This is a genomic window from Streptomyces sp. SID14478, from assembly GCF_010548525.1.
GTDB lineage: Bacteria > Actinomycetota > Actinomycetes > Streptomycetales > Streptomycetaceae > Streptomyces.
The window spans coordinates 1-16,575 of the sequence record NZ_JAAGMG010001065.1; the positions used below are offsets into that span (position 1 = coordinate 1).

General features: G+C 71.5%; 12 protein-coding genes and 2 pseudogenes. 9 read left to right on the forward strand and 5 right to left on the reverse strand.

Features of this window, described 5'->3' with window-relative positions; translation table 11 throughout:
• A partial coding sequence (locus tag G3I40_RS34025) for an ATP-dependent helicase (RefSeq protein WP_164558692.1) occupies positions 1–4,078 on the reverse strand: 4,078 nt, incomplete at its 3' end.
• Between the two features lie 87 nt (positions 4,079–4,165).
• Between G3I40_RS34025 and G3I40_RS34030 the strand changes: the two are divergent.
• The 3 genes and pseudogenes from G3I40_RS34030 to G3I40_RS34040 all read left to right on the forward strand — a co-directional run.
• A pseudogene (locus G3I40_RS34030) lies at positions 4,166–4,915 on the forward strand (AraC family transcriptional regulator); the annotation flags it as partial.
• 143 nt (positions 4,916–5,058) lie between these two features.
• Complete coding sequence (locus tag G3I40_RS34035; RefSeq protein WP_164558804.1) at positions 5,059–5,811, forward strand: AzlC family ABC transporter permease; 753 nt, start codon at positions 5,059–5,061, stop codon at positions 5,809–5,811.
• A complete protein-coding gene (locus G3I40_RS34040; protein ID WP_164558693.1) occupies positions 5,808–6,116 on the forward strand; it encodes an AzlD domain-containing protein in 309 nt (102 codons plus the stop codon). Before G3I40_RS34035 ends, G3I40_RS34040 begins: the two co-directional genes overlap by 4 nt.
• 78 nt (positions 6,117–6,194) lie before the next feature.
• On the opposite strand, the gene G3I40_RS34045 is transcribed toward G3I40_RS34040, so the two are convergent.
• Both G3I40_RS34045 and G3I40_RS34050 read right to left on the reverse strand, forming a co-directional pair.
• Entirely contained in the window at positions 6,195–7,484 is a 1,290-nt protein-coding gene (locus tag G3I40_RS34045; RefSeq protein ID WP_239092112.1) for an MFS transporter, read from the reverse strand.
• Positions 7,484–8,875 carry an alkyl sulfatase dimerization domain-containing protein gene (locus G3I40_RS34050; protein ID WP_164558695.1) on the reverse strand — a complete coding sequence of 464 codons (1,392 nt, stop codon included), beginning with the start codon at positions 8,873–8,875 and terminating at the stop codon, positions 7,484–7,486. Before G3I40_RS34050 ends, G3I40_RS34045 begins: the two co-directional genes overlap by 1 nt.
• 180 nt (positions 8,876–9,055) lie before the next feature.
• Between G3I40_RS34050 and G3I40_RS34055 the strand changes: the two genes are divergently transcribed.
• Positions 9,056–10,234 carry a helix-turn-helix domain-containing protein gene (locus tag G3I40_RS34055; RefSeq protein ID WP_164558696.1) on the forward strand — a complete coding sequence of 393 codons (1,179 nt, stop codon included), beginning with the start codon at positions 9,056–9,058 and terminating at the stop codon, positions 10,232–10,234.
• Between the two features lie 17 nt (positions 10,235–10,251).
• On the opposite strand, the gene G3I40_RS34060 is transcribed toward G3I40_RS34055, so the two are convergent.
• Positions 10,252–11,202, reverse strand: a complete 951-nt coding sequence (locus tag G3I40_RS34060) for a hypothetical protein (RefSeq protein WP_164558697.1) — start codon at positions 11,200–11,202, stop codon at positions 10,252–10,254.
• A gap of 80 nt (positions 11,203–11,282) precedes the next feature.
• Between G3I40_RS34060 and G3I40_RS34065 the strand changes: the two genes are divergently transcribed.
• Both G3I40_RS34065 and G3I40_RS34070 read left to right on the forward strand, forming a co-directional pair.
• Positions 11,283–11,477, forward strand: a complete 195-nt coding sequence (locus G3I40_RS34065; RefSeq protein WP_164558698.1) for a DUF3046 domain-containing protein — start codon at positions 11,283–11,285, stop codon at positions 11,475–11,477.
• Between the two features lie 59 nt (positions 11,478–11,536).
• Positions 11,537–12,775, forward strand: coding sequence for an AI-2E family transporter (locus G3I40_RS34070; protein WP_164558699.1), 1,239 nt, complete (start codon positions 11,537–11,539; stop codon positions 12,773–12,775).
• 21 nt (positions 12,776–12,796) lie between these two features.
• Here G3I40_RS34070 and G3I40_RS34075 read toward each other — a convergent pair whose 3' ends face one another.
• On the reverse strand, positions 12,797–13,558 hold the full coding sequence (locus tag G3I40_RS34075; RefSeq protein WP_239092111.1) for a hypothetical protein: 762 nt from the start codon (positions 13,556–13,558) through the stop codon (positions 12,797–12,799).
• 186 nt (positions 13,559–13,744) lie between these two features.
• Between G3I40_RS34075 and G3I40_RS34080 the strand changes: the two are divergent.
• From G3I40_RS34080 to recA, 3 genes and pseudogenes are all read left to right on the forward strand, one after another.
• Positions 13,745–14,810: pseudogene (locus G3I40_RS34080) on the forward strand (NADP-dependent oxidoreductase).
• Positions 14,811–14,850: 40 nt separating this feature from the next.
• On the forward strand, positions 14,851–15,222 hold the full coding sequence (locus G3I40_RS34085; RefSeq protein ID WP_164558806.1) for a MerR family transcriptional regulator: 372 nt from the start codon (positions 14,851–14,853) through the stop codon (positions 15,220–15,222).
• Between the two features lie 228 nt (positions 15,223–15,450).
• On the forward strand, positions 15,451–16,575 hold the full coding sequence (gene recA, locus G3I40_RS34090) for a recombinase RecA (protein WP_164558700.1): 1,125 nt from the start codon (positions 15,451–15,453) through the stop codon (positions 16,573–16,575).

Here is a 16,575-nt window from a genome sequence, read left to right on the forward strand (position 1 = left end):
GGGCGTGGGCGCGCACCGTCGGGTCGGGCTCCGGGGCAGGCAGCAAGGACCAGCGTCCGGCGACGGTGGGCGGGCCGGTGCGCGAGGTGGGCCGGGCGGCACCGGTCAGGCTGCCGTAGCGGCCGCGCGGGACGGCACGGCGGGCACGGTGGGCGGTGGAGCCGGCGGTGCGGCCCGAGCCGAGCAGGGAGCGCATGGGGGCGAGCGTGTCGTTCGTGAGGCGGCCCGACCAGGCCAGCTCCCACAGGGCGTCGGCCAGTTGGGGGTCGGCGGGTTCGAGGGGGGCGCCCGAGGGATCTGTCAGGCCGCTGGAGTGTGCGGTGGCGCGGACCTGGTCGGCGATCTGCCGGAAGAACAGTCCGTAGCCGCCCGAGAGGGTGTCCATGATCGACTGATGGAGCGGCGTGAGCTCCAGGGGGTGTGCGGGAGGCAGGAGGAGCGGGGCCGCGTCGGCGAGGTACAAGGAGACCCAGCCGTCCTTCCCCGGGAGCGAACCCACGCCGGCCCACAACACCTCGCCGGACGCCGTGAGTTCGTCGAGCATCGCCGGTGCGTAGCCCGAGACGCGCGAGGGCAGGACGAGCTTCTCCAGCGCCGAAGCGGGCACGGAGGCGCCCTGCAGTTGCTCGACGGCCCGGACCAGGCCGTCGATGCCGCGCAGGCCCTGGCCGCCCAGGTGCTGCCACTGGGGCAGGAACTGGGCCAGGGCGGCGGGCGGCACCGGTTCGAGTTCGTGCCGCAGGGCCGCCAGGGAGCGGCGGCGCAGCCGGCGCAGGACCGCTGCGTCGCACCATTCCTGGCCGATCCCCGCCGGGTGGAACTCGCCTTGCACGACGCGGCCGTTGGCGGCGAGACGCTGGAGGGCGCCTTCGGTGACCGCGGTGCCGAGGCCGAAGCGGGCGGCTGCCTGGGTCGACGTGAAGGGGCCGTGCGTGCGCGCGTAGCGGGCCAAGAGGTCGCCCAGGGGATCCTTGACCGGTTCGGTGAAGGCTTCCGGGACGCCTACGGGCAGTGCCGTACCGAGGGCGTCGCGCAGGCGGCCCGCGTCCTCGATCGCCGCCCAGTGGTCGGTGCCGGCGATGCGGACGCGGAGGGCGCGCCGGGCGGACGCGAGGTCCTCGGCCCAGCCCGGCTCGGCGCCGCGCTCGGCCAACTCGGCGTCCGTGAGCGGCCCCAGGAGCCGCAGCAGGTCGGCGACTCCCTCGGCATCCTTGACGCGGCGGTCCTCCGTGCGCCACTGCAGCTCCTGCTCGAGGTCGGTGAGGACGTCGGCGTCGAGGAGCTCGCGAAGTTCGGCCTGGCCCAGCAGTTCGGCCAGCAGATGGGAGTCGAGGGACAGCGCCGCCGCGCGGCGCTCGGCGAGCGGGGAGTCGCCCTCGTAGAGGAACTGCGCGACGTAGCCGAACAGGAGCGAGCGGGCGAAGGGGGACGCCTCCGGGGTGGTGACCTCGACGAGACGCACCTTGCGGGACTCGATGTCGCCCATCAGCTCCGCGAGGCCCGGTACGTCGAAGACGTCCTGGAGGCACTCGCGCACCGCTTCCAGGACGATCGGGAAGGAGCCGAACTCGCTTGCCACCTGGAGCAGTTGGGATGCCCGCTGGCGCTGCTGCCACAGCGGGGTGCGCTTGCCCGGGTTGCGCTTGGGGAGCAGCAGCGCGCGGGCCGCGCACTCGCGGAAGCGGGAGGCGAAGAGGGCCGAGCCGCCCACTTGGTCGGTGACGAGCTGGTCCACGTCCCCCTTGTCGAAGGCGACGTCGGCGGCGCCGATGGGCGCCTGCTCCGCGTCGTACTCCATGCCCGGCTTCGCCGGTTCCTGGTCGAGGAGGTCCAGGCCCATCAGATCGGCGTCGGGCAGGCGCAGCACGATGCCGTCGTCGGCGTGCATGACCTGGGCGTCCATGCCGTACTTCTCGCTGAGGCGGGCGCCGAGGGCCAGTGCCCAGGGCGCGTGCACCTGGGCGCCGAACGGGGAGTGGACGACGACGCGCCAGTCGCCCAGCTCGTCCCGGAAGCGCTCGACCACGATGGTGCGGTCGTCCGGGATGTGGCCGCACGCCTCGCGCTGCTCCGCCAGGTACGCCAGCACATTGTCCGCGGCCCACTGGTCGAGGCCCGCCGCGCTGAGCCGCACGCGCGCGTCGTCGGGCTTCGAGGAGCCGACCTCGCGCAGGAACGCGCCCACCGCACGCCCCAGTTCCAGCGGACGGCCCAGCTGGTCGCCCTTCCAGAAGGGGAGGCGGCCCGGGACGCCCGGCGCGGGGGAGACCAGGACGCGGTCGCGGGTGATGTCCTCGATGCGCCAGGAGCTGGTGCCCAAGGTGAATACGTCGCCCACGCGCGACTCGTAGACCATTTCCTCGTCGAGCTCCCCGACGCGGCCGCCGCCCTTCTTGGGGTCGGCTCCGGCGAGGAAGACCCCGAAGAGCCCGCGATCGGGGATCGTGCCTCCGGAGGTGACCGCCAGGCGCTGTGCCCCGGGGCGGCCGGTGACCGTGCCGGCGACGCGGTCCCACACGACGCGCGGCCTCAACTCGGCGAAGGCGTCCGACGGATACAGGCCCGCCAGCATGTCGAGGACGCCGGTGAACGCCGATTCGGGCAGGGAGGCGAAAGGAGCCGCCCTGCGGACGAGAGCGAGGAGATCGTCCACCTGCCACACGTCCAGGGCGGTCATGGCGACCACCTGCTGGGCGAGCACGTCCAGCGGATTGGCGGGGACGCGCAGCGACTCGATGGCGCCCGAGCGCATCCGCTCGGTCACGACCGCCGACTGCACCAGGTCCCCGCGGTACTTCGGGAACACGACTCCCGTCGACACCGCACCTACCTGGTGACCCGCACGACCCACGCGCTGCAGGCCGGAAGCCACGGACGGCGGTGACTCCACCTGGACGACGAGATCGACCGCGCCCATGTCGATGCCCAGCTCAAGGCTGGACGTGGCGACGACGGCGGGCAGACGGCCCGCCTTCAGGTCCTCCTCGACCAGCGCGCGCTGTTCCTTGGAGACCGAGCCGTGGTGGGCGCGGGCGATGACCGGTGGCGCGCCCGCGGCCGCGCCGGAGCCGCCCATCAGCTCGGCGGGGGAGTGCTCCTCGGGGAGGGGCTCACCGGTGGCGCGCTCGTACGCGATCTCGTTCAGCCTGTTGCACAAGCGCTCGGCCAGGCGGCGGGAGTTGGCGAAGACGATCGTCGAGCGGTGGGTCTCGATGAGGTCCGCGATGCGCTCCTCCACCGAGGGCCAGATCGACGGGCGCTCGGCCCCCTGGTCGGAGTCGGCGACGGGGGAACCGCCCAGCTCGCCCAGGTCCTCGACCGGGACGACCACGGACAGGTCGAACTCCTTGCCGGACGGCGGCTGGACGATCTCCGCCTTGCGCTGCGGCGACAGATAGCGCGCCACCTCGTCGACCGGGCGCACCGTCGCGGACAGGCCGATGCGGCGCGCCGGGCGGGGCAGCAGCTCGTCCAGGCGCTCCAGGGACAGCGCCAGGTGGGCTCCGCGCTTGGTGCCGGCCACCGCGTGCACCTCGTCCAGGATCACCGTCTCGATGCCGGTCAGCGCGTCACGCGTAGCCGACGTCAGCATGAGGAACAGCGACTCCGGAGTCGTGATCAGGATGTCCGGCGGGCGAGTGGCCAGTGCGCGGCGCTCGGCGGGCGGGGTGTCGCCGGAGCGGATACCGACCTTCACCTCGGGCTCGGGCAGGCCGAGGCGGACGGCTTCCTGACGGATGCCGGTGAGTGGGCTGCGCAGATTGCGCTCCACGTCGACCGCGAGGGCCTTCAACGGCGACACGTACAGGACGCGGCAGCGCTTCTTCGGGTCCGCGGGCGGGGGCGTGGACGCGAGCTGGTCGAGGGCGGCGAGGAACGCGGCGAGTGTCTTGCCCGAGCCGGTCGGGGCGACGACCAGCACGTCAGACCCCGCGCCGATCGCCCGCCAGGCACCGGCCTGCGCGGAGGTGGGCGCGGAGAAGGCCCCCGTGAACCAACCACGCGTCGCGGGGGAGAACCCGTCAAGGGCGCTGCGGGCATCGGGGGCGCCAGGGGCCCCTTGCCTGGACCTGACCATGCCCCCATCCTGCACCCCACCACTGACAATGGCCTTGACCTGCGGAAACGACTGGTTCACCGGAGTGACATGACGCAGAATGGGCGTATGGCGGGAAAGGGCGAATGGGCGCGGCACTGGCGGTACGAGCGGCTGCCCGGGCTCGATCTGCTGCAGGCCCGCTACCTTCGGCACACCTTTCCGCGCCACAGCCACGACGGATATGTGTTCGGCGCGGTCACGCGCGGCGTGGAGGAGGTCGGCCTGCCCGACGCCACCGTGCATGCGGGGCCCGGCAGCGTCGTCATGATCAACCCTGAGGTCGCCCACACCGCACGGGCGGGCGGGCCCGACGGCTGGTCGTACTTCACGCTCTATCCGTCGGCGGACGTCGTCGCCGAGATCGCCGCGGAGACGGTGACGGTCCGGGGCACCGCGGGCTTCGGCGAGACCATCGTCACCGACCCGCAGGCCGCGCAGCTGATCGTGGAGGTGCACCGGGCCGCCGAACAGGGCAACGCGCTGGCGGCCGACAGCCTGCTGCGGATCGTCCTCGCCCGGCTGCTGCGTGAGCACGGCACGGCGCTCGCCCACCGGCCGCGCCGCTCCGCCGGGGCCAGGGCCGCCTCACGCGCACGCGAGCTGCTCGAAGGGAACATGACCGATCCGCCGTCCCTGGAGATCCTCGCCGCCGATCTCGGCACCAGCCCGTTCGCACTCCTGCGCGCCTTTCGTGACGCCTACGGAATGCCGCCGCACGCCTGGCTCACCAACGCGCGGGTACGTGCCGCACGCGGCCTCCTGGAGAGGGGAACCGCCCCGGCCGAGGCCGCCGTGGCCGTCGGCTTCACCGACCAACCGCACCTGAACAGGCACTTCACCCGGATAGTCGGGGTGCCCCCTGGCGCGTACCAGCAAGGGCGCAAGAACGTACAAGACCCTGACGCGACGCTCCTCGTACCGTCGGGGACGTGGCAGCAGAACAGACAGCAACCGCAGACATACGAACAGCCGACGGCCCCCGACCCGAGCACGACGGAGCGCTCACCAAGCCCGACGCCGCCGTCGTCCGTGACGCGCTCGGCGTCGGCATCGCCGTCGGACTCTCCGGATTCGCCTTCGGAGTGACCTCGGCGGGCAGCGGCCTCAGCGTGCTGCAGACCTGCGCGCTCAGCCTTCTTGTCTTCACCGGGGCGTCCCAGTTCGCGCTCGTCGGCGCGCTCGCGGCCGGCGGCAATCCCTTCACCGCTGCGGCGGGCGCGTTCTTCCTCGGGGTGCGCAACGCGTTCTACGGGCTGCGCCTCTCGCAGTTGCTGGCCCTCCCGCGCGCGGTGCGGCCGCTCGCCGCGCACTGGGTGATCGACGAGACGTCGGCCGTCGCGCTGGCCCAGCCGACGCGCCGCAGCGTGCGCATGGGCTTCACCGTGACCGGGGTGAGCCTGTACGTCCTGTGGAACCTGACGACGTTCGTCGGCGCCCTCGGGGCCCGGGCCATCGGGGACACCGACGCGTGGGGGATCGACGCGGCCGGTCCCGCGGTCTTCCTCGCGCTGCTCGCGCCGATGCTGAAGACCACCAGGGAACGTGCTGCCGCGGGCCTCGCCGTCGTGCTGATGCTCGGGCTGCTACCTGTGCTGCCCGCCGGAGTTCCCGTTCTGGCGGCCGCGCTCGCCGCGCCGGCCGTGCTCTACGTAGAGGGGCGCCGCCGGGGTGCGGCCTCCGACTCCGATGCCGTACAAGGAGGGGGCCGATGAACATCTGGATCGCCATCGCTGTCACCGCGGTGGGCTGCTATGCCGTCAAGCTGATCGGTCTCCTTGTGCCCGCCGGCGCTCTGGAGCGGCCTGTGGTCAAGCGGCTCGCGGCGCTGTTGCCGGTCGCCCTGCTCGCCGCGCTCACGGCCCAGCAGACGTTCGCGGACGGGCGCACCTTGATCCTCGACGCCAAGGCCGTGGGGCTCGCCGCGGCAGCCGTGGCGCTGGTGCTGCGTGCGCCGTTCCTCGTGGTCATCGCCGTCGCCGTCGTGGTCACGGCAGGAGTGCGGGCCCTGACCGGGTGACGTGAACCGCACAGCGCGACATGTAGGGCCCGACTTGCTGTGGTGAAGTGCGGGCCTCTACATGTCACTTGAGGACCTTCAGTGCGCTACAGGGGCAGCTGGCGCAGTGCTCGCGGTCTCCGGGACACCCAGTTGTCGTGCTGTGCGTTCCGGGCGGAGGAAGAGGGTCGCGAGAACACCGCCGGCCACCAGGAGCCCCGCGGTCAGCAGCCAGCCGTGTTCGTAGCCCACGGAGACGGTGGCGGCGCTGTCCACCATGCCGCCCAGTACGAGGGGCGAAAGGATGCCTCCGAGCGCGTACACGAAGGTCAGCGCGCCCAGGACGACGCCTCGTTGTGCGGGCGGCGTGATGCGGGCACACGTGGTCGACGCGGCGGTGAGCATCACCATGGCGAGCGCCATCGGGCCCAACATCATGATCACCCTCACCGCCATGGACCCCGTCGTTCCGTAGACGGCCGTGGCGCAGCCCGCGAGTGCGACAAGGATGCCCGCACCGGCACCTACGGGGAGGCGTGGTGGCGTCCCGCGCAGCGCCGAGCGCCGCGCGAGCAGGCCGTGCACCAGAAGCACGGCACCGTTGGCGAGGGCTCCTATGCCGACCATGGTGCCGGCCTGGTGCAGGTCCCAGCCGACGACGCTCTCCAAGTAGTCAGGCGCCCAGGTGAGCAGCGTGCTCATCGACCAGTAGGCGGCGAACGAACCGAAAGCCGCGGTCAGGAAGGTGGGCGACAGCAGGATCCGGCGCAGCGGCACGTCGGGGGTGTCCTGCACGGTCTGTGCCACCTCCTTGCGGGCTTTCGGGGCCAACGGGCCTTCCGCGCCCCACAGCCGCCACACCGACGCCCACACGAGGCCCGTCAGACCCACCACACCGAACGACCAGCGCCATCCCCAGTGCGTGATCACCCAGCTCAGGGCCGGCGAGGCCACGGCGACACCGGCCGCCGCGCCCACGAGCAGGATCGCCGTCGGCAGGGCCCGCTCGCGGTGCGGGAACCAGCCGTGCACGTGATGCATCGCGACCGGGGCCGCAGGCCCCTCAGCGGCACCGAGAAGGATCCGCGTGGCCACGAGTGCGCCGAACCCGGCCGCGCCCGCCAGCATCGGCAGCTGTGCCGCCGACCACAGCAGAGCGAGGATCAGGAGCAGCGTCGTCGTACGGACGCGTCTGGTGAGGGCCGACACCCCGAGAGCCGCGATCGAGAACAGCGCGAAGAACGCCGATTGCGCGATCCCGAACTCCTGGCGGCTGATGCCGAGGTCCGCCCTGATCTCCGGCCCCGCGAGACCCAGCACTGCTTTGTCGGCGAAGTTCACGACCATGAAGGCGAGCAGCAGCCACGTCGTGCGCCACGCCCCGCGCATCAGCAGCACCGGTCCTCGTCGTCGACCACGCCGACGCTGATCATGCCTCCGGCGCGCTTGCGGCCTTCTGGGGAGCGCGTCAGCTCCGTGGCCACGTCCGTGCCTTCGACCACCGCGGCGGACTCGGCGGCGGCCCAGTTGAAGACACCGCGCGCCATCGTGGAGGTCTCCTCCAGGGCCCGCTGCGCGTACACCTCCGCACGCGCGCGTGCCACCTCGACATCAGTGGGTGCGGCCAGCGCCGCCGTCTCCGCCAGATGGGAGGCGAGGCGCAGGTCCCCCTCGGCGAGGAGTTCCCGGGCCCGTCGGGCCAGCGTCAGGGCGCCACCGGCGGCGCGCGCGTACTCGGCCGCGACGGCCGCCTCCGGGGCCGGCTTGAGGTGCGCCGGGTTCTGGTCGTACCAGCCGCCCCACAGCCGCCACAGGTTCCGTACGACGAACTCGGGCTCGTCGTAGGCCGGGTGGAGGTACGGCCGGGACAGCAGCTCCTCGGGAACCTCCACGCCGTGGATCACCGCGTCGAGCCGGTGGCCGGCATTCATCAGCTCACGGGTCTGCTCGCACAGCGACTCCAGGAGGCGCGCGGTGTCGTCCAGCGCCCGGTTCACGCGCTCCGCCCCCATGATGGGCACCCCGTGACCGGGCAGCAGCAGCTCGGCCCCCAGCTCCTGCATCGCGCGCAGGGCCCGCGCCCAGTCCTCCGGGTAACGCTGCACCTTCTGGGGGTTGCCCGCGTTCGGCGTGTTCCAGATGAACAGGTCGCCCGTGCACAGGGTCTTCAGTTCCGGCACCCATACGTACGTGTGGTCGTCGGTCTCCCCGCGCGCGTGCACCAGCTCGAACGTCAACTCCCCGCGACGGAGGGACAGCCGGTCCTGGTAAACGGTGTCCGGGTAGCGGTACGTGGTGGGCCACTCCAGGGAGGGCACGCCGAACTGCCTGCGGTTGATCCAGGAGTTGTAGCCGGCCGTCCGTATGTAGCGATCGAAACGGGCCGCCACGGCCTCGTGTGCGACCACCTCAGGGCGAGCGGAACGCGCATCCTCCGCCTCCTTGTCGAAGGGCGACACCCCGAAGACGTGGTCCACATGCCCGTGCGTGTACACCACGGAACGCACCGGACCGGCCCCGAACGCCTTCACCGCCGTGTGCAGTTGGGCCGCAGTACGGAAGTCACCCGAGTCGACGAGCACCACACCGTCACCGGTGTCGAAGGCGGCGACGTTGGCGAACGCGGGGAAGAACCCCACGCGAGGGCGCAGCCGCACCAGCTCGTCCCCGGTGTACGCACCCGACAAGTGCGGCAGAAGCGTCTCCGAGCCCTGCCAGACCTGGTCCGCATAGGTGGCGTAGTCGGCCCGATCCTTCTCGGCTTCGTTGTGCTCTGTCATGTGTGCGGCTCCTCCATGTGCGGGTGGTCCGGCGGCGGGGCGAGGCCGTCGCCCCGCCGGTCGCACACGAGTTAAGGCGGCATCTGTGACATGGAACACCGCCCCGCGTCACACGTTGATCCCGTGGGTAATGTGACGCGTCACAACAAGCCGCCAGGTGCGCAGCCGAGGGAGGAACCCGTGCCTCTGTCGCCCGAAGCGCGCTCCCTCGCCGCACGCTGCGAGCCGCGTGTCAACGAGCTGGCGCGCCGCATGGCCCGTGAATCGTTCGAGGAACTTCCGGGGTACGCGGATCTGCCCGACGACGTGAAGGACCTGGAGATCGCGGCGACCGCCCGGCACGGCGTACGGCTGTTCCTGCGCCGCGTCAGCGACCCCGACCTGGACCGGCCCGGCAGCAACCGGCTGTTCCGCGAGAGGGCCGCACAGCGTGCCGAGGAGGGCATGCCGCTGCACCTCCTGCTGCGCACTCACACGCTCGGCGTCTACGTCCTGTGGCAGGCGCTGCGCGACGTGGCCCGGCCCGGTGAGGAGTCCGCCCTCATCGAACTGGTCGACATCCTGCTGCAGAGCCATCCCACCATCGTGGGCGCGGTCACCGAGACGTACCTGGACGAACGCTCCGCCCTGGAGGCCGAACAGCGGGCGCAGCAACGGTCGTTGGTGCGAGGGCTGTTGGACGGCATGGTCCCGCCCGGCCACGTGCTGCTCGACCAGCTCCGGCTCGAGGGTCCGGCGCTCGTCCTCGCGCTGGGCCTGGACTCGCCGCCGCTCGAAGGCCCGGTGGCGGTGCGGCGCCGGCTGCGGCGCGTTCAGACCGTTCTGGACCGCGCGTTCGGCGCGGGCGTGCTGGCGCTCCTGGACGGCGACGGCGGCCGCGTCATCGTCCCCGAGGACTGTGCCCCGCCCGACGACCTGCCGCAGCGCCTGAGCAAGGCCGGCGGGCTGCACGTGCGCGTCGCGGCGGTGCGGGCGGACGGGCCCGAGCACATCACCGACGCCGCCCGCACCGCGACCGAGATCCTGCGCATCACGCGCGCGTGCGGCCTGCCACCCGGTCTGCACCGGCTCGACGACGTCCTGCTGGAGTACCACCTCTCGCGGCGCAACGAGAGCAGCCACCGCATCGCCGCGCTCCTCGACCCCGTCGCCGAGCGGCCCGCGCTCCTGGAGACGCTGCGCACGCACCTGGCCCACCAGCAGGACCGCAGATCCACCGCCGCCGCCCTCGCACTGCACCCGAACACCGTCGACAACCGGCTGGCGAAGATCGCCGAGCAGACGGGCATCGACCTCTCGTCGCCGCGCGGAACGGCCCTTGCGATCGCGGCACTGCTGCTGCGCGACTCCGAGCTCTGACCCTGTAGGACGCCGTCCTACAGGAGGCGTCCGTAGGCGCGCAGGGTGCGCAACGCCTCGATCGTCACCATGGGGCGGGCCTCCAGAGCGGCGCTCGGCGCCCACTGGCGCCAGTTGACGGGCCACCCGCCGTCCTCCTGCTGCGCGCCCTCCAAGTGGTCGAGCGCCCGCACGATCTCCTCGTCGGTGAACCAGGTGCGGGCCAGCGACTCGGGCGCCTTCGCGTAGTCGTACGGGAAGTGGTGCTCCCCCGGTGCGTAGCCGGGCGCGACCGGGTAGGCGTCCCTTTGCCCCGGATCGAGCACGGCGAGGCGGTGCTCGCGCACGAGACGGCCGAGCCGGTCGGCGGCCACGCGTGCGCGCGAGCGGTCCGGCACGCCGTCCAGGAAGGCGACCGCGGCTTCGATCTCGTAGGGATGCGACGTCTTCAGGGACTCGACGGCGGACCAGCAGAAGTCCGTGGCCCGGAAGAGCCAGGCGTGCCACACCTCGTTGCGGTGCAGCAGACCGACGACCGGGCCGGTGGCCAGCAGCTCGCTCGGCGGGTCGTCCACCACGGGCACGAACGGCGCGTGCGGGTAGCCACGTTGGCTGGGATGCACTGCCGGAAGGGCGCCTTCCGGGGTGGAGACGTCGGTCAGATAGCGGCACACCCGATCCACACGCCGGCCCGAGCAGCGCCCGATCGCGTCCAGGACGCGCAGTGCGTGACCGGTGTGCAGGGGCTGGCTGACCGGGCCGCGCAGATCGGGTTCGAGACCGTGCCCGTAACCGTCGTCCTCGTTGCGGTAGGCGGCCAGAGCGGTCTCCACCGCATCCGCCGCGGCGGGCGAGCCGTCCAGGAAGTGGTACGCGAAGCGACGCTGTTCCAGGACGCGCGCGGTCAACCAGATGAACGGTTCGGCACGGGAGAGCGGGGAGCGTGCCGACGGCGATGAGGGGAGTGGGGAAGCTCCGGATTCGGCCATGCACCGCACCGTAGGGCGGAAAGCGTTCTCGGAAAGCCTCCCCGGCAAGGCTGCACTCTCAGGGGCGGGATACTGGAGGCATGCGGTTGACGGTCTTCTGGCAGCGAATGGCGGATCACTTCGGGTCCGGGTACGCCGACACGTTCGCGCGCGACCACGTGATGGCGGGTCTCGGCGGGCTCACGGTCAACGAGGCGCTCGACGCCGGCTGGGAGGCGAAGGACGTCTGGCGGGTGGTGTGCACCACCATGGACGTGCCCGCCGAGCAACGGTGACCGGGACGCCCGGCCGGGGGCGGCCACCGATTGTCGGTGACGTGGGCGAGACTGGCCCCGTGGCAGCGACAGACGAGACCCTTCAGGTGACGGCCGACGCCGCACCGCCCGGCACGACGCCCCCCGAGCACCCGGCGGGCCCGGCGCCGACTCCGCGTGCGCGCATGCCGCGCTGGCTGCCGCGTGCCATGGTGCTCGCCCTGGCGCTCATCGCCTGCTTCCAGTTGGGAAGTTGGGCCTTTCATCAGGTCACCGGGCTGCTGATCAACGTGCTGATCGCGTTCTTCATGGCGCTCGCGGTGGAGCCCGCCGTGAGCTGGATGGCAGCGCGTGGCCTGCGCCGCGGTCTGGCCACGTTCCTCGTCTTCCTCGGGGTGCTGATCGCGGGCGCGGGCTTCGTCGTGCTGATGGGGTCGATGCTCGCGGGTCAGATCGTGGACATGGTCGAGGACTTCCCGAAGTACCTCGACCAGGTCATCAACTGGATCAACGAGACGTTCCACACGGAGCTCAACCGCGTCGAGGTCCAGGACAGCCTGCTGCACTCGGACTGGCTCCAGAAGTACGTCCAGAACAGCGCGAGCGGTGTCCTGGACGTCTCCGGACAGGTGCTCGGCGGGCTGTTCCAGCTCCTGACGATCACCTTGTTCTCGTTCTACTTCGCCGCCGACGGGCCGCGGCTGCGGCGCGCGCTGTGCTCGGTGCTGCCGCCCGCCAAGCAGGCCGAGGTGCTGCGCGCCTGGGAGATCGCCGTCGACAAGACGGGCGGCTATCTGTACTCGCGCGGTCTGATGGCGCTCATCTCGGGGATCGCGCACTACATCCTGCTGCAGGCGCTCGGTGTGCCGTACGCGCCGGTGCTCGCCGTGTGGGTGGGGCTTGTGTCGCAGTTCATCCCGACCATCGGCACCTACTTGGCGGGCGCGCTGCCCATGCTGATCGCCTTCACTGTGGACCCCTGGTACGCGCTGTGGGTGCTCATCTTCGTAGTCGTGTACCAGCAGTTCGAGAACTACATGCTGCAGCCGAAGCTGACGGCGAAAACCGTGGACATCCACCCCGCGGTCGCCTTCGGATCGGTCATCGCGGGCACGGCACTGCTCGGCGCCGTGGGCGCGCTGATCGCGATCCCCGCCGTCGCGACGCTGCAGGCGTTCCTGGGGGCGTACGTGAAGCGGTACGACGTCACGGACGACCCGCGCGTCCATGGACACCGCAAGCGCAGCGGCGCGTCGATCCTCGCTCGGGCGCGGCGCGCCCTGAGAGGGCCGAACCAGCCGCACTCGGAGGAGCAGTAGGCCGGTGGGCGTGATTCCCGGTTAGTAGGTGACCGCAGCCCAGACCCCGGCGGTGAGAACTGCCGCCACGTAGCAGCCGACCGCCGCATACATGACGCGCTCCTTGGTGCGTTCGCCCCACGCCGTACGGGACATGAACCAGGCCAGGACCGGAAGCACGAGCACGGCGTGCAGGCTCACGCCGTGCAACGGCTTCAAGGCGGCTGTCGAGTGGTACGCCGCCTCCTGGTGACCCGTTCTCGTGAGGACGACGCCGCGCGCGATCATCGCCGCGCCGGACGCGAGCGCGACCAGAAGGGCGGCGAAACCCGCCCGTACGGCGAGGGACATCCCTGTAGGACCGCTCGGACGGTTCCTGAAGGAGGCGACGGCGAAGGCCGTCAGGAGTACCACCAGGATGCCGCCGCCCACGGCGAGGGACATGGAGACCACGGTGTTGAAGGCGCTCTCCATGTTGAGATGCGAGGGGACCTTGCGCCATGCCTGGAGCGTGATGCCACCGACCTCAAGCACACAGTCCGCCGCGAACACGACGAGCAGGACGGTACGCACCCGGGCACGCACTTGTAGATACGAGGTCACCCAGGTCAGAGCCATCAGCGTCAGCCCGAAGGAGAGCCCGAAGGTGAACGGCTTTCGCCAGGAGACAGGGCCGTCCCACGGGCCGCCGTCGATCCCGAGGACGGCGAGATGAACGAGCCCGGACGCGACCAGGGCGACACCGGTCGCGTAACACAGGCGCTCGGCGGGGCGAGCGGTGTGCCCGACCATCAGGATCTCCATGCCTCGAGCCTCCCCGGGCCGGACCGCGCCGTCGTCGTCCGGCCGAAGACACCCTGTGTACGGCGAGGGGAGTACGGCCCCGCGCGCCCTCGACCTTGACCTTGACGTACGGGTCAGGGGTTAGCGTCACCGCACTCCGGCGGCGACGGGCCGCCGGACCCGTCCGCGTCCGACCGGAGGCCGACCATGACCGCACCTCTGCCCGCGACCGCCCGCCAGATCCGGCTCGCCGCCGTTCCCCAGGGGCTGCCCGCGCCGGAACACTTCAGCGTCGTCGAGGAGCCGCTCGCGACACCCGGAGGGGGCCAGGTCCTGGTCAGGAACCGGCACTTCCTGGTCTTCCCCGGACTGCGCACCCTGATAGGCGGGGAGACGAACGAGGTGCCGATGCCCCAACTGCACCGCGGGGACGCACTGTTCGGCCCCGCGGTCGGCGAGGTGGTGGCCGCGCCCGCGGACGGACCGCTGCGCACCGGCGACCTGGTGACCCACATGCTCGGCTGGCGCGAGTACGCCTCGGTGGACGCCGCCGCGTGCGTTCCGCTGGACGGCGCGCTGCCCGACCCGATCGCTTCCCTCTCCCCGGGGTCGGCCGCCTACGGGGCGCTGACCCGTCTCGCCGGCGTAGGCCCGGGCGACGTCGTGCTGGTCACCGGAGCGGCGGGAGCAGTGGGGTCCCTCGCGGGGCAGATCGCCCGACTGCTGGGCGCCCAGAAGGTCATCGGCAGCACCGGGTCGCGGGCGAAGGCGGAGCGGCTGGTCGCCGAACTCGGCTACGACGCGGTCGTGCTGCGGGGCGCGGGACCGTTCGCCGACCAGCTCGCCGAGGCGGCGCCCGAAGGAATCGACGTCCTGGTGGACAACGTCGCGGGGGAACAGCTCGCGGCGGCGCTCGGCGCGGCCCGGCAGGGTGCGCGGTTCGCGCTGATCGGCGCGCTGTCGGGGCAGCTGGCGGCCGACCGGGCCGGTGGCAGCGCCCCCGTGGAGATCGACGCCTACCGCCTCGTGGTCAAGAGCATCTCGCTGCGCGGGTACAACGGCGTGGACCATCCCGAGGTCGAGAAGGAGTGGCACGGCCGGTTCGGGGACTGGCTGCGCTCGGGTGGGATCGTCTTCCCCCACGAGCGGATCGCGGGGATCGACCGCGCACCGCAGGCGTTGCGGGACGATCGCGGGGATCGACCGCGCACCGCAGGCGTTGCGGGACATGATGGAAGGCAGGTACTTCGGGGCTGTCGTCGTGGACGTCTAGCCGTCACGTCCAACCGTCACGGCAGGGGGAGTGGAGCGGTATGCGGATCGGCGAGGCGGCCGCTGCGGCCGGGACCACTCCTCGGGCGCTGCGGTTCTACGAGCAGCGCGGACTGTTGCCCCCGCCCGTGCGCACCGCCTCCGGCCAGCGCGAGTACGGCTCCGCTGAGATCGCTCAGGTCCGCGTCATCCGTGATCTGCTGGCCCTGGGACTCACCGTCGAGGACCTGCGCGGCAGCGCGGACCGGCTGCCGCTGCTCGCCCAGGAGTCGCCGCCACGGTGTGCCGCCTTCGAGCGCGACGCCGGTAGTTCCTCGGTCGTCGGCCGCCGGCTCGCCGCTCTCGACGCCGAGATCGACCGGCTGATCGGGCTGCGAGAGAGCCTCGCCCGACGGGCCCGCGGGGACGGGTGACCGCGGGTACTCCGTTCCGCGTGGTGCGCTTGACACCAAAATCGAACATCCATTCTTATGGGATGTCCAGGGGCGCTTTTCCCAGGAATCCCAAGGGATCCATGAAGAGTGACCGGGCGAAGAGCCTCGAGTTATCCACAGGCGGACGGGCGTCGAGGCCGATTGTCAGTGGCAGGCGTTAGCGTCTTTGACGTGAAGCGATCGACTCAAGCAAATCGGGTGGAACCCATGGCAGGAACCGACCGCGAGAAGGCGCTCGACGCCGCGCTCGCACAGATTGAACGGCAATTCGGCAAGGGCGCGGTCATGCGCATGGGAGAGCGGCCGAACGAACCCATCGAGGTGATCTCCACCGGGTCGACCGCGCTCGACGTCGCGCTCGGCGTCGGCGGCATCCCGCGCGGCCGCGTGGTGGAGGTCTACGGCCCGGAGTCCTCCGGTAAGACGACCCTGACCCTGCACGCAGTGGCCAACGCACAGCGGGCCGGCGGTTCGGTGGCGTTCATCGACGCCGAGCACGCCCTCGACCCCGAGTACGCCAAGAAGCTCGGCGTCGACATCGACAACCTGATCCTGTCGCAGCCGGACAACGGCGAGCAGGCTCTCGAGATCGTCGACATGCTGGTCCGCTCCGGCGCCCTCGACCTGATCGTCATCGACTCCGTCGCCGCGCTCGTGCCGCGTGCGGAGATCGAGGGCGAGATGGGTGACTCGCACGTGGGTCTGCAGGCCCGCCTGATGAGCCAGGCCCTGCGGAAGATCACCAGCGCGCTCAACCAGTCCAAGACCACCGCGATCTTCATCAACCAGCTCCGCGAGAAGATCGGCGTGATGTTCGGCTCGCCGGAGACCACGACCGGTGGCCGCGCGCTGAAGTTCTACGCCTCCGTGCGCATGGACATCCGCCGCATCGAGACCCTGAAGGACGGCACGGACGCGGTGGGCAACCGCACCCGCGTCAAGGTCGTCAAGAACAAGGTCGCGCCGCCCTTCAAGCAGGCCGAGTTCGACATCCTCTACGGGCAGGGCATCTCCCGCGAGGGCGGCCTGATCGACATGGGCGTGGAGCACGGCTTCGTCCGCAAGGCCGGCGCCTGGTACACGTACGAGGGCGACCAGCTCGGCCAGGGCAAGGAGAACGCGCGTAACTTCCTGAAGGACAACCCCGACCTGGCCAACGAGATCGAGAAGAAGATCAAGGAGAAGCTGGGCGTCGGTGTCCGTCCGGCGGAGGAGCCGGCCGCCGAGCCGACCGTGGACGCGGCGGCTGCCGTTGCCCCCGTCGAGGACGCGGCCAAGACGGTACCCGCACCCAAGGCGGCCAAGTCCAAGGCCACGGCGGCCAAGAGCTAG